We start from the raw sequence: 12,746 nt of genomic DNA, 5'->3' as shown, positions 1-12,746 counted from the left end.
GGTCCAACATCACCTAGGCTTGCCCGGCCCACCGGAGCACCGACGAGCGAGAGGACGACGTGTCCGAGGACGACCGGGCGCTGCCCGCGGCGGAGGAACTCGCCCTGGCCCGCCTCGCCATGGACGCCGGCGACCTCGAACACGCCGCCGGGCACGTCGCCGCCGCGCTGGTCCGGGCCCCGACCCTGCCCGAGGTGCACGAGACGCTCGCCCGGCTCGCCGCCGCCGACGGGAACGGCGGGGTGGAGCTCTTTCCGCTGCACCACCACGCCTTCGTCGGCGCCGTGGTCGCCCGCGCCCACCTGCTCGCCGCCGCCGGCCGACCCGCCGAGGGGCTGGACCTGCTGGTCGCGGCGACCGGTCACGCGCCGGGCACGGACTGGGCCGGCGTGCCCTGGGTGACCGCGCCGGAACTCGCCGAACGACTCGACCCCGATCGCACCGCCCGGATCCTGATGCAGGTCTGCGCAGCCGTGCCCGACCCGGCGCCCCGGGCCGACCGGGCGGCGCTCGCCCCCTACCTGGCGCTGGCCCGCAACGCGGTCACCGTCCACGCCGGGCACGCCCTGCTGCTGGGCGCGGCGTCCGCCCTGGCCCGGCGGGTCGGCGAGGTCGCCCTGGCGATCCAGTGGGCCGCCCGGGGCGTACGCGCGGAACCGTCGAAGATCGGCGAGGTGTGGCTCGGGTACGCGTACCGCAGTGCCGGCCGCACCCGCGAGGCGCTGGCGGCGCTCGGCCGCGCCGTCGCGCACGATCCCGACGACCTCGCCGTGTACGCCGACATCGCCGGCACCCTCGCCGACACCGGGCGGCTCGACGAGGCGCTGGACTGGATCGACCGGGCCCTGGCCCGGGATCCCACCTTCGACTGCGCCGTGCACACCGCCCACCGGCTGCGCTACCAGCGCGACGGCGACGTGGCGCACCTGGTCGCGCTCGCCGACTTCGTCCGGGACCACCCCGACGACACGCACGAGCACGGCGACCTGGCCGAGTGCTGCCGCGGCCAGGCCTGGCTGGGGCAGGTCACCCCGGCCACCGGGGCGGTGGTGGACGCGCTGCGCCGGGCCGTCGCCGACGACCACGGCGGGGTCGGCGCCGCCCTGCGGCTGGACCGGCCCGCGCCGCCGAGCGCCCTGCGTACCGTCGCCACCGCCGTGCCGGCGATGCGGGTCGAGGTGGCCGGCGTGCCCGACCCGGACCCGCGCGAGCCCCGCCGGCCGGACGCCCGACAGCTCTGGCGCTGGGACGGCACGGCGGTCACGGCCGCGGTGCCGGCGCCCTCGGCGGAGGCCGCCGCCCGGCTGCGACAGCTCGCCCATCCGGCGTGGCCGCACCCCCCGGCGGCGTACGACGCGGCGGTGGGGCTGGCCACCCTGGACCTGGCCGACCTGCTCGGCCTGCTCGCGCACCCGCCGGAGGCGCCGCCCACCGCGCTGGGCCGGGTGCTCGCGCAGGACCCCTCGCTCTGGGTGCGCTGCGTCCAGGTGTGGGCCTGCCTCGGCCTGCTGCACCACCGCACGGACGAGCCGTGGGCGACCTCGACCCGCCGGCGGGTGCTGCTGGAGCTGGTCTGGGGCGTGGAGGACTGGACCACCGAGGCGGCGCTGTTCGCCGTGGTCACCGCCGCCTGGATCGACCCGGCCGTCCGCCCCGACGTGGCAGCGGTGGTGGCGGAGCGGCTGGCGGACGTCGCGGCGGTGGCCCGGCTCCGCCCGGTGCCCATCGCGGCGTCGCTGGCCCACCTGGCCCTGGCCACACCCGCCCTCGACGCGGAGACGACGGCCCTGGCGATCTCGCTGGCCGCCGCCCGTCCGGTCCCCCGACCCCGCGAGCCCGGCTCCCGCCTGCGCCGCCTCTGGCGCCGCCTCACCGCCCCGCTCCGCCGCCCCTGACCGGCCGACGCGACCCGGACCGCGCCGCGCCGACCCGGTCCGCCACCGGCACGACCCGGGACCGCGCCGCGCCGTCTCGGACCGTCACCGGCGCGCCCTCGGGCCACGTCGTGCCGGCCCGACCGCGGCCGACGCGACCCGGACCGCAGCGCGCCGGCCCGGTGGGACCGACGCGACGCGCGGGCCTTGGCATCTCCGCGGGCCGGGTGCCGGCGGCGGGCGGGCACCTGGCGGGTCGGACGTCGCCGCGGCTCAGGCCGTGGGGGCCTTCGCCAGGGAGATCTCGGCCTGCTCACCGTCGGCGGGCTGCGCCGGGGGCTCGTTCGCGGTGCGCAGCGGGACCTCCCGGACGAACCAGGCGAGCACCGGCACGGCGACGCTGAAGAGCAACGCCCACCAGAAGACGTGCGAGACCGCGTCGGCGAGGCCGCCCAGCACCAGCTCGCGGGCCTGCGCCGGCAGGTTCTTCAACTTCTCCAGGTCCATGGCGGCGCCGGCCTCGCCGCCGCCGCCGAACGCGTTGCCGCCCGGCGAACCCGCCAGCCGGTTGGCGAAGACCGCCCCGAACAGCGAGATTCCGAACGAGCCGCCGATCGACCGGAAGAAGGTGGCCGCGCCGCTCGCCGCCCCCAGGTCCCGCTGCTCGACGCTGTTCTGCGCGATCAGCATCGACGTCTGCATGAGGAAGCCCATGCCGACGCCGAGCACGAGCATGTAGAGCGACGACTCGGTCTTGCTGGTGTCGACGTCCAACCGGGTCAGCAGCGCCATGCCGGCGGCCATCACGACACCGCCGACGATCGGGTAGGCGCGGTAGCGCCCGGTCCTGGTGATCGACCGGCCCACCACCAGCGAGACCACGAGCATGCCGAACATCAGCGGGAGCAGCAGCAGACCGGAGTTGGTGGCCGAGGCGCCCTGCACGGTCTGCTGGTAGAGCGGCAGGAAGTTCATCGCGCCGAACATGGCGAAGCCGAGCAGGAAGCCGATCACCGAGATCAGGGCGAAGTTGCGGTTGGCGAAGAGCCGCAGCGGCAGGATCGGCTCGGCGGCGCGCCGTTCGACGAGGCCGAACGCCGCCAGGGCGACCACCGTGAGCGCGACGAGGCCGAGGATGGGCCCGGAGGTCCAGTCGTACTCGTTGCCGCCCCAGGTGGTGACCAGCACGATCGCGGTGATGGCGACCGAGAGCAGCGCCGCGCCAAGCCAGTCGATGCGGTGCTCGGTGCGGTGCTTCGGCAGTCGCAGGGTGGTGACCAGCAGCGCCAGCGCGACCCCGCCCAGCGGCAGGTTGACGTAGAAGGCCCAACGCCAGGAGAGGTGGTCGGTGATGAACCCGCCGACCAGCGGGCCGGCGACCATGGCGAAGGCCATGATGCCGGCGATCATCCCCTGGTAGCGCCCCCGCTCCCGGGGCGGGACCAGGTCACCGATGATGGCCATCACGCCGACCATCAGGCCGCCCGCGCCGAGGCCCTGCACCGCCCGGAAGGCGATCAGCTCGACCATGCCGTCGTCCGGACCGCCGAGCAGGTCGGAGCCGGCCATGCCGCAGAGCGCCGAGCCGACCAGGAAGACGACCACCGAGGTGAGGAAGACGGACTTGCGCCCGTAGAGGTCGCCGAGCTTGCCCCAGATCGGGGTGGAGACGGTGGTTCCCAGCACGTAGGCGGTGACCACCCAGGTGAAGTGGTCCAGCCCGCCGAACTCGCCCACGATCCGGGGCAGCGCCGTGCTGACGATCATGTTGTCGAGCATCGCCAGCATCATGGCGATCATCAGGCCGAAGAGCACCACCCGCACGTGGGGTCGTGCCGGAGCCTGGCTTGCCTGCGTCATGGGTAAGCTCCCCCCGAGATGTGCCGCACTTACTTGCCGGCCGGCTAGCCACCTTACTAGCCGGACGGTAAGTTGGGCACCAGGATCGGTCAAGCGGATTGGGTGGTGCGGGTGAGGGAGAGCACAGGCGGCACGCGGGAACGCATCCAGGCCGTCGCGCTGGAGCTCTTCACCGAGCAGGGGTACGAGAAGACCTCGCTGCGCGAGATCGCCGAGCGGCTGGACGTGACCAAGGCCGCGCTCTACTACCACTTCAAGAGCAAGGACGAGATCGTCACCAGCGTCGTCGAGGACCGGCTGGCCCGGTTGGACGCCCTCATCGAGTGGGCCGAGTCGCAGCCCGACGGCCTGGACACCCGGCGTGCCGTGATCGGCCGGTACGCCGAAGCCATGTTCGCCGGCGACCAACCCTCCGTCATGCGGTTCTTCGAGCAGAACCAGACCGTGCTGAAGAGCCTCTCCGCCGGGCAGCAGATGCGCGGCCGGATGCTGCGGCTGGCCGACCTGCTCTGCCGGGACGACAAGTCACCGGCTGCGCAGCTCCGCGCCGTGCTGGCGATCTTCGCCGTGCACAGCAGCTGGTTCGCGGTCCGCGCCCCGGCGCTCACCGACGCCCAGCGGATGGAGCTCGCGCTGACGATGGCCGACGAACTGCTCGCCCCCATCGGCGGGCAGCGCGACGAAGCCGCGCCCGGGGCGCCCTGACGCCCGTCGCCGCCGCGCCGGAACGGACGCGGTGGACCGGATCGGCAGCGGGCCGAGGGCGGCCGGATCCACAGAGGGCTGCGGCCGGCCCGAACCGCGGGCCGCCCGACACGGGCCGGTCAGCAGGCCGCCCGGCGCGGCTCGGCAAGGGCCGCCGGATCAGGCGTGCGGGAGGTCCAGCCGGAGGCCGAGCAGCTCCACGCCGACGACGGGCGACCAGTCCAGCTCCGGCACGCGGACGAAACCCCGCCGCTCGTAGAGCCGCTGGGCCGCGGTCGCGAAGCCGCTGCGCACGCAGATCGTCACCGCCGTGCAGCCCAGCTCGGTCGCCCGCGACACGCAGGCCTCGACCAGGGCCGCGCCGACGCCCCGGCCCTGCGCGGCCGGGTCGACCGCCAACATCCGGAACTCCGCCTCGCCGGCGCGGGACAGCTCGGCGTACCGGCTGCCGGGGAGGACGAACGTCACCGAGCCGAGCACCTCGCCGCCGGCCGGGTCGACGGCGACCAGCACCTCGCCGTGCTCCGCGCGGGCCGCCACGTCGGCGAGCACGGCGGCGTAGCCGTGCTCGCCCTTGAGCTGACCGTCGGCCTCGTACGCGGCGACCGTCAGCCGGGCCACCGCCGCGAAGTCCTCCGGCCCGGCGTGCCGGACCGACAGGCCGGTCAATCGATCACCGCGATGAGGTCCCCGTCCTGCACGACGTCGCCCTCGTTGACCGCGAGCTGCTTGACGACACCGTCGGACTCGGCGACGACCGGGATCTCCATCTTCATCGACTCCAGGATCACCAGCGTGTCCCCCTCGGACACGGTGTCCCCGGCCGACGCGACGACCTTCCAGACGTTCGCCACCATCTCGGCGCGGATCTCCTCGGCCATCTCCACGGCCCCTTCTCTCGCGTTTGCCTGCCGACGTATCCAATCATGCGGACCGCCCACGGGGATGCGGAGCGCCCCCGGGCGCCCGGAACGGTCCACCGTCGGAGCGGGCCCCGACCACGTCCCCGACCTGCCCGGCGCGCGGCGCGACACGGGGGCCGGCGGCGGCCGCGGCCGGGCGGCGACCACCACGGGCGGCGGGTCGGACGGCGACAGCCCGGGGCGACGGCGGGCGTGTCGTGCGGCGCGTCGTGCGGCGGGCCGCCCCGGCGCACGACGGCGGGTGCCGGCCGCACTAGCATCAGCGGGTCGGACCCCGGCGCCGGGACGACCGGTGCGTGCACCGGCGCCGAGGTCGTGCGCAGGCGGATCCGACCATCACGAGGAGGTCACCATGGCGAAGAAGGCCCGCAAGAAGAAGGCCCGCAAGAAGAGCGGCGCGAACCACGGCAAGCGCCCCAACTCCTGAGCGGCGGCCGGGCCCACGGCCCGGCGTCGATCAGCCGGCGGAACGCAGGTGGCCCGGGTCGGAGACGACCCGGGCCACCTGCTTTCGTCGGTGTCGCCGACCTCAGTCGGCCAGCTCCCGCGACTCGGTGCTCTCGAAGACGACGATCTCGGTGAGGCGCAGCCTCAGCCGCTCGCGCAGCTGGTCGGGCGCGGTCTCGTTGCCGCAGCAGCGGGCGACCAGCGCCTTCACCTCCTGCTCGATGCCGTACTCGCGCAGGCACGGCCCGCACTCGTCGAGGTGGTGCCGGATCAGCGTCCGCCGCTCCTCCGCGCACTCCAGGTCGAGGTAGAGGTAGACCTCGGCCAGGACCTCACGGCAGTCCGTCTCGTGCGGATCTCCACAGCTCACGTCACACCTCCCGGCCGGCCGCAGCGGTTGAGCCCTTCTTCGACGACGCGGCGCTGAAGCCCCGCTCCGCGGCGTACTGCTCGAGCAGCTTGCGCAGATTACGTCGACCCCGGTGCAGCCGCGACATCACCGTGCCGATCGGCGTGCCCATGATGTCGGCGACCTCCTTGTAGGAGAAGCCCTCGACGTCGGTCAGGTAGACGGCCAGGCGGAACTCCTCCGGCAACTGCTGGAGGGCCTCCTTGACGTCGCTGTCCGGCAGCCGGTCCAGCGCCTCGGTCTCGGCGGAGCGCAGCCCGCTGGAGGTGTGCGACTCGGCCTCGGCGAGCTGCCAGTCGGTGATCTCCTCGGTCGGCGCCTGGATGGGCTGGCGCTGCCGCTTGCGGTAGGTGTTGATGTAGGTGTTGGTCAGGATCCGGTAGAGCCAGGCCTTCAGGTTCGTGCCCTGCTCGAACTGGTGGAAGGCGGCGTACGCCTTCAGGTAGGTCTCCTGGACCAGGTCCTCGGCATCCGCCGGGTTGCGGGTCATCCGCAGCCCGGCAGCGTAGAGCTGATCGACGAAGGGCATCGCGTCCCGCTCGAAGCGGGCCCTGCGCTCGTCCGTCTTCTCGGTGGTCAACCGCACATCCCCTCGCGTCGGATGCTTTCCCGCCGAGGATACGCGCACCGGCCTGCCCGCAGATTCACTTCCGGCGGGTGTGCTCGCGCTCACCGCGGTCGCGCCGACCGGCGGCACCGTCGCGGGCCAGTCCGGAGCGTCCAGCAACTGCCGCAGCTGCCGCGTCCCCCGCTCGTCCCGTTCCCGGGCCTGCGTCTCGATCGGCACCCGGTCACCCCCCTCGCCAGAAATGTCGTCCCGGGGGGTGCAACGCCCAGGGATGGGCGGGGCATTCCGGCCACGTCTCCCGTTCCTGGTCCCGGCCCCGACGGGGAGCCGGCGCTGGGACCAGGAAGGGCCTGGGAGGACCGGCGCCGCCGCCCGGACCGGGCGTCCGGCGCCATCCGATGCAACGACCCGCCGCAGCCGCCGGACACGGCCGCCGAACCGCAGCACCGCCCGTCGTCCCGCCAGGCGTCCGTGGGCGGGATGGTCAGGCCCGCGCCCAGCCCTGCCCGTGCAGCCAGTCGCGCACGACCTCGGCGGTGCCGGCCGGGTCCGCCCGCAGGTCGTGTCGCTCACCCGGGCGGGTCACCACCCGCACCCCGGGCCCCGGCTCCGGCACCCCGAAGGGGTCGCGGTCGCCGTTGACCACGAGGGTCGGGACGCCGGTGTCCAGCTCCGCCGCCCGCGACCGCTCGGGGCGGCCCGGCGGGTGCAGCGGGAACGCGAGCGCGACCACGCCGGCCGCCTCGACCGCCCGCGCGGTCCGGCAGGCCACCCGCGCGCCGCTGGAGCGTCCACCCACCACCAGCGGTACGCCGGGATGCCGCCTCCGCAGCACGGCGAGCACGGCCACCCACGCCTCGTCGAGGTGCCCGGCGGGCGCCGGCGCTCGTCGGCCGGCGACCCGGTAGGGCTGGGTCACCCGGGCCACCACCGAACCGGCACCGACCGCCGCGTCGCGAAGCGCGCACAGGTCCGGGGCGCCCACACCGCCACCCGCGCCGTGACCGAGCACCAGCAGCGCCGTCGGTGGCCCCTGCGGCAGGTCCGTGTCGACCCGGGCGGGCCCGCGCGGTGTGAGGATCTCGTCGTCCTGGGGCATCAGCCCATTCTGCGAGGTGGGAGGCACGACGGTCAGCCGGCCCACCGACATGGCGGGCCGGCTGAGACCGGTCGATCGATTCGGGGTGCGTCCGCCACCCCCGCCCCACCGGGCGACGGTCAGCTCAGCGGCACCAGCGTGAGCAGCCGGTCCCGGACCGGCGGGCCCGCCTCGTCGGCGGCGTCCGGATCCGGTTGCACCTCGTCACGCCAGGCGACCAGCATCGCCCGCCGCTCGCGCGGGGTCGTGCCGCCCCAGACTCCGTGGCAGTCACCCACGTCCAACGCCCAGGCGAGGCAGGAGCCCTGCACATCGCAACTTCGGCACAGCGCGACGGCCGCGTCGGCCGGCTCGTTCGGCGCCGGAAAGAATGTTTCCGGGTCGACATTCTGGCAGGTTCCTCTGGTCCGCCACGCCTCGTCATGTCGCCGCTCCCGCAACGCCCGCAGCAGTCGCGGATCTCGTCGTGCGGCGGCCACCTCGTGCGGGCGGGGCATACGTGCCCGTGTCATCCACCCACCTCCCCCGTGGGACCGGCAAGATCGGTGGACGCCGTTCGCCCCGTGCGAATCGCCGCCCACTACCGGCGCTGTGTTCTATCGCACTTCCGGACACGGAGACAAGACTCTGCGGCAAATATGGTTTAAAAACCGGCCGACGTTTCACCCGCAACTCTGGCAAATCACACCCGACAATGCGCCGCCGCTGTCAGAAGAGCGTCATTTCCTGCTCCGGCGTCACGGCCCGTGCCACCGGCACCCGGGCGGTCAGCTCCGGCCCGTCGTTGCGCACGTCGCCCACCGCCGGCCCCACCGGGCGGATCTCCAGCCCGGCCAGCCAGTCGGACGGCGGCGGCGCCAGCAACTCCGCCGGCTCCCCGGTCGACGCCAGCCACGCCCCCCACCGGCCCTCGGGCAGCAGCAACGGCATGCGGTCGTGCACCTCGGCCAGCTCGCCCAGGGCGGCCGTGGTGAGCACGCTGCACGTCAGCAGCGGCCCGCCCGGGCCCTCCCAGACCGACCAGATGCCGGCGAAGGCGAGCACCGAGCCGTCCAGCGGGGTCATGTAGTAGGCCTGCTTGCGCCCGTCGGGCGAGCGGACCCACTCGTACCAGCCGTCGGCCGGGACGAGACAGCGGCGGCGGGCGAAGGCCCCCGCGTACGCCCGGCTGGTGGCGACCGTCTCGGCACGGGCGTTGATCATGCGGGCGGCGCCGGCGGGCGACCGGGACCAGGCCGGCACCAGCCCCCAGCGCCCAAGAGACAGCGCGCGGTGCCCCTCCGGGCTGACCCGCACCAGCGGCACCGGGTCGGTGGGCGCGACGTTGTGGTCGGGGCCGAGCCGGCCGTCGGTCTCGTCGAGGGACTCGAACAGCGCGCTCAGGTCGCCCGCGCTCCGGGTCGTCGCATACCTCCCGCACATGTCGCACACGCTAACCCGGCGGGGCGTCGCCCGGCTGTCCCGCTGGCCGGGAGCACGGACGGTGGCCGGCGTCATCGTCCTCCGGACACGGCAGAATGTAACCGTGGGGAACCTGACCGCGACCCGGCCGCCGCAGCCGTGGACCGCTCCGACCGCCTCCGACCCGGTCTCGGCCACGCTGTGCCTGCCCGGCTCCAAGTCGATGACCGCCCGCGCCCTCGTGCTCAGCGCGCTGGCCAGCGGCCCCTCGACGCTGGCCGGGCCGCTGCGCGCGCGGGACACCGAACTGATGGCCGCCGGGCTGCGCGCGCTGGGCGCGCACATGTCGATCAGCGACGACGAGCGCTGGCTGGTCCGGCCGCACCCGCTGGTCGGCCCCGCCCACGTCGACGTCGGCCTGGCCGGCACCGTGATGCGCTTCGTCCCGCCCGTGGCCGGGCTGGCCGACGGGCGGATCACCTTCGACGGCGACCCGCAGGCCCGCATCCGGCCGCTCGGCCCGCTGATCGGCGCGCTGCGCTCCCTCGGCGTACGCGTGGACACCCCCGCCACCGGCAGCCTGCCGATGACCGTGCTCGGCGCCGGGCGGGTGGCCGGCGGCGAGGTGGTGATCGACGCCTCGGCCTCCAGCCAGCTCGTCTCCGGGCTGCTGCTGGCCGCCCCGCGCTTCGACCGGGGCGTCGTGGTCCGGCACGTCGGCCCGCCGGTGCCCTCCGCGCCGCACCTGCGGATGACGGTGCAGATGCTGCGGGCGGCCGGCGCGGCGGTCGACGACGGCACGCCCGACGTGTGGGTGGTGGAGCCGGGCCCGCTGACCGGGCGCGGCTGGGAGATCGAGCCGGACCTGTCGGGCGCGGTGCCGTTCTTCGCCGCCGCCCTGGTCACCGGCGGCGAGGTGACCCTCCAGGGCTGGCCGCGCGGCAGCGCGCAGCCCGTCGAGCAGCTCCGCGCGCTGCTGCAGCGGATGGGTGGCGAGGTGACCCTCTCCACCGCCGGGCTGACCGTGCGGGGCACCGGCGCGGTGCACGGGCTGGACGCCGACCTGTCCGACGTCAGCGAGCTGACCCCGGCGCTGACCGCGCTGGCCATGCTGGCCGACTCGCCGTCGGTGTTCACCGGCATCGGCCACATCCGGGGCCACGAGACCGACCGGCTGACCGCGCTGGCGCGGGAGTTCGCCGCGCTCGGCGCGGACATCACCGAGTCCCCCGACGGGCTGGAGATCCGGCCCCGGCCGCTGCGCGGCGGGGTCTTCGAGACCTACCACGACCACCGGATGGCGCACGCCGCCGCGGTGGCCGGCCTGGCCGTTCCGGGCATCGAGCTGAGCGACGTGGCGTGCACCTCGAAGACCATGCCCGAGTTTCCGGCACTATGGTCGGCGATGGTGACCGGCAAGAGCTGACACGACGGGGGGCGGGTCCTGGCGACCAGACGGCGGGAGTACGACGAGGACGACGTCCGGGTCCGGCCCGGGAAGTCGTCGCGCCCGCGTACCCGCACCCGGCCCCGGCACTCCGACGCGGTGGACGGGTTCGTGATCGCCGTCGACCGGGGCCGCTACACGTGCGTGCCGCCCGACGCCGGGCCGGACGTGCCCCCGATCACCGCCATGCGGGCCCGGGAGCTGGGTCGCAAGTCGGTGGTGGTCGGCGACCGCGTCGGCCTGGTCGGGGACACGTCCGGGGCGGCCGGGGCGCTGGCCCGGATCGTCCGCATCGCCGAGCGGACGTCTGTGCTGCGGCGCACCGCCGACGACGACGAGACCACCGCCGAGGGGCGGCTGGAACGGGTGGTCGTCGCCAACGCCGACCAGTTGGTGATCGTCAGCGCGCTGGCCGACCCGCCGCCGCGCACCGGGTTCGTCGACCGCTGCCTGGTGGCCGCGTACGACGCCGGCATCGAGCCGCTGCTCTGCCTCACCAAGGCCGACCTGGCCGGCCCCGAGACCGTGCTCGGCTACTACGCGGAGCTGGAGCTGCCGTACGTGCTGATCCGCCCCGACTCCGACCTCGACGCCCTGCGCAGCCTGCTCGCCGGCCGGGTCTCGGTCATGGTGGGGCACTCCGGGGTGGGCAAGTCGACGCTGGTCAACCGCCTGGTGCCGGACGCCGCGCGGGCGGTCGGCACGGTCAGCGCGATCGGCCGGGGGCGGCACACCTCCACGAGCGCGGTCGCGCTGCGCCTGCCCCGGGACCCGACGCACGGCGAGCACGCCGCCGCCGGCTGGATCGTCGACACGCCGGGGGTGCGCAGCTTCGGGCTGGCACACGTCTCCGCCGACAGCCTGCTGCACGGCTTCCCCGACCTGGTGGAGGGCAGCGTCGACTGCCCCGCCAACTGCCCGCACACCCCGGACGCCCCCGACTGCGGGCTGGACTCCTGGGTGGCCGCCGGCAAGGCCGACCCGCGCCGGCTGGCCTCGTACCGCCGGCTGCTGGCCTCCCGCTCCGGCGAGGGCGACGCGCGCAGCGAGCCCGACCAGCGCGGCCCCGGCGCGCGTGACGGCGAGGGCGACCCGCACGGCGGGTCCTGACCGGGGCGTCGCTACCGTTTGCGGCATGACCGGGTACGCCGACGACATCGCCCTCGCCCACCTGCTCGCGGACGCCGCCGACGCCGTCGCCACGGCCCGGTTCCGCGCGCTCGACCTGCGCGTCGAGGCGAAACCCGACCTGACCCCGGTCTCCGACGCGGACACCGCGGTCGAGCGGGAGATCCGCGCGCTGCTGGCCACGCACCGCCCGGCCGACGGCCTGCTCGGCGAGGAGTACGGCGAGCAGCCGGCCGGCGGCCCGGACGGCCGGCGTTGGGTGGTCGACCCCATCGACGGCACGAAGAACTTCATCCGCGGCGTGCCGGTCTGGGCCACCCTGATCGCGCTGCTGGAGGGCGACCGCCCGGTCGTCGGGCTGGTGTCCGCCCCGGCGCTGGGCCGCCGCTGGTGGGGCGCGCTGGGCGCGGGCGCGTACGCGGGGCCCGACGCCGCGAGCGGCGCGCCGATCCGGGTCTCCGGGGTCCGGGACCTCGCGGACGCCAGCTTCTGCTACTCGTCCCTGACCGGCTGGGAGTCCGCCGGCCGGCTGGACGCGATGCTCCAGCTCATGCGGGACACCTGGCGCAGCCGGGCGTACGGCGACTTCTACGGCTACATGCTGCTGGCCGAGGGGGCGCTGGACGTGATGGTGGAGCCGGAGCTGTCGCTGTGGGACGTCGCCGCGCTGGTGCCGATCGTCACCGAGGCGGGCGGCGCGTTCACCGACCTGGCCGGCCGGCCGGCCCTCTCGGGCGACGCCGGCACCGAGAACAGCGCCGTGGCCAGCAACGGCGCGCTGCACGCCGACATCCTCGCCCGGCTGGGTCGGCCAACCGAGCACTGACCTCCGCCAGCCTCTATCCTCGCCAGGTGGTTTCCTCCGGCTGGTGCTTCCTCGCGGCG

Annotated in this window: 14 protein-coding genes; 6 read left to right on the top strand and 8 right to left on the bottom strand. The window is 75.1% G+C overall.

Annotated features, from left to right (window positions below; all coding sequences use genetic code 11):
• Nucleotides 1-59 precede the first annotated feature (59 nt).
• The gene (locus GA0070606_RS21055) at nucleotides 60-1,895 is read left to right on the top strand and encodes a tetratricopeptide repeat protein (RefSeq protein ID WP_091103251.1); all 1,836 of its coding nucleotides are present in this window, start codon (nucleotides 60-62) and stop codon (nucleotides 1,893-1,895) included.
• A gap of 252 nt (nucleotides 1,896-2,147) precedes the next feature.
• Here the strand turns inward: GA0070606_RS21055 and GA0070606_RS21050 are convergent, their stop codons facing one another.
• A complete protein-coding gene (locus GA0070606_RS21050; protein ID WP_091103248.1) occupies nucleotides 2,148-3,734 on the bottom strand; it encodes an MDR family MFS transporter in 1,587 nt (528 codons plus the stop codon).
• A 105-nt stretch (nucleotides 3,735-3,839) separates the two neighbouring features.
• Between GA0070606_RS21050 and GA0070606_RS21045 the strand changes: the two genes are divergently transcribed.
• A complete protein-coding gene (locus tag GA0070606_RS21045; protein WP_176737379.1) occupies nucleotides 3,840-4,439 on the top strand; it encodes a TetR/AcrR family transcriptional regulator in 600 nt (199 codons plus the stop codon).
• A 159-nt stretch (nucleotides 4,440-4,598) separates the two neighbouring features.
• On the opposite strand, the gene GA0070606_RS21040 is transcribed toward GA0070606_RS21045, so the two are convergent.
• Together GA0070606_RS21040 and GA0070606_RS21035 are read right to left on the bottom strand one after the other, a co-directional pair.
• Entirely contained in the window at nucleotides 4,599-5,108 is a 510-nt protein-coding gene (locus tag GA0070606_RS21040) for a GNAT family N-acetyltransferase (protein ID WP_091103246.1), read from the bottom strand.
• Nucleotides 5,105-5,326 (bottom strand): biotin/lipoyl-binding carrier protein, encoded by a 222-nt coding sequence (locus GA0070606_RS21035; protein ID WP_176737378.1) that lies wholly within the window; start codon nucleotides 5,324-5,326, stop codon nucleotides 5,105-5,107. Before GA0070606_RS21035 ends, GA0070606_RS21040 begins: the two co-directional genes overlap by 4 nt.
• Nucleotides 5,327-5,714: 388 nt before the next feature.
• Between GA0070606_RS21035 and GA0070606_RS34050 the strand changes: the two genes are divergently transcribed.
• Nucleotides 5,715-5,789 carry a 50S ribosomal protein bL37 gene (locus GA0070606_RS34050; RefSeq protein WP_369700219.1) on the top strand — a complete coding sequence of 25 codons (75 nt, stop codon included), beginning with the start codon at nucleotides 5,715-5,717 and terminating at the stop codon, nucleotides 5,787-5,789.
• A gap of 102 nt (nucleotides 5,790-5,891) precedes the next feature.
• Here the strand turns inward: GA0070606_RS34050 and rsrA are convergent, their stop codons facing one another.
• From rsrA to GA0070606_RS21010, 5 genes are all read right to left on the bottom strand, one after another.
• On the bottom strand, nucleotides 5,892-6,179 hold the full coding sequence (gene rsrA / locus GA0070606_RS21030) for a mycothiol system anti-sigma-R factor (protein WP_091103244.1): 288 nt from the start codon (nucleotides 6,177-6,179) through the stop codon (nucleotides 5,892-5,894).
• A gap of 1 nt (nucleotide 6,180) precedes the next feature.
• Nucleotides 6,181-7,005 (bottom strand): sigma-70 family RNA polymerase sigma factor, encoded by an 825-nt coding sequence (locus tag GA0070606_RS21025; RefSeq protein WP_091103241.1) that lies wholly within the window; start codon nucleotides 7,003-7,005, stop codon nucleotides 6,181-6,183.
• A 265-nt stretch (nucleotides 7,006-7,270) separates the two neighbouring features.
• A complete protein-coding gene (locus GA0070606_RS21020; RefSeq protein WP_091107968.1) occupies nucleotides 7,271-7,885 on the bottom strand; it encodes an alpha/beta hydrolase family protein in 615 nt (204 codons plus the stop codon).
• Between the two features lie 119 nt (nucleotides 7,886-8,004).
• Nucleotides 8,005-8,397, bottom strand: coding sequence for a WhiB family transcriptional regulator (locus tag GA0070606_RS21015; protein ID WP_091103238.1), 393 nt, complete (start codon nucleotides 8,395-8,397; stop codon nucleotides 8,005-8,007).
• Nucleotides 8,398-8,593: 196 nt separating this feature from the next.
• Nucleotides 8,594-9,307, bottom strand: a complete 714-nt coding sequence (locus GA0070606_RS21010; RefSeq protein WP_091103236.1) for an SOS response-associated peptidase — start codon at nucleotides 9,305-9,307, stop codon at nucleotides 8,594-8,596.
• A gap of 103 nt (nucleotides 9,308-9,410) precedes the next feature.
• On the opposite strand from GA0070606_RS21010, the gene aroA reads away from it, so the two are divergent.
• The 3 genes from aroA (at nucleotide 9,411) to hisN (ending at nucleotide 12,687) form a co-directional block, all read left to right on the top strand.
• On the top strand, nucleotides 9,411-10,712 hold the full coding sequence (gene aroA / locus GA0070606_RS21005) for a 3-phosphoshikimate 1-carboxyvinyltransferase (protein WP_091103233.1): 1,302 nt from the start codon (nucleotides 9,411-9,413) through the stop codon (nucleotides 10,710-10,712).
• Between the two features lie 165 nt (nucleotides 10,713-10,877).
• Nucleotides 10,878-11,843, top strand: coding sequence for a ribosome small subunit-dependent GTPase A (rsgA, locus tag GA0070606_RS21000; RefSeq protein WP_091107966.1), 966 nt, complete (start codon nucleotides 10,878-10,880; stop codon nucleotides 11,841-11,843).
• 25 nt (nucleotides 11,844-11,868) lie between these two features.
• Nucleotides 11,869-12,687 (top strand): histidinol-phosphatase, encoded by an 819-nt coding sequence (hisN, locus tag GA0070606_RS20995; protein ID WP_091103230.1) that lies wholly within the window; start codon nucleotides 11,869-11,871, stop codon nucleotides 12,685-12,687.
• The last annotated feature ends 59 nt before the right edge of the window (nucleotides 12,688-12,746 follow it).

The sequence above is a fragment of the Micromonospora citrea genome (genome assembly GCF_900090315.1).
GTDB lineage: Bacteria > Actinomycetota > Actinomycetes > Mycobacteriales > Micromonosporaceae > Micromonospora > Micromonospora citrea.
Note: the sequence above shows the minus strand (reverse complement) of the source record. Positions and strands in the feature narration are given on the sequence as shown.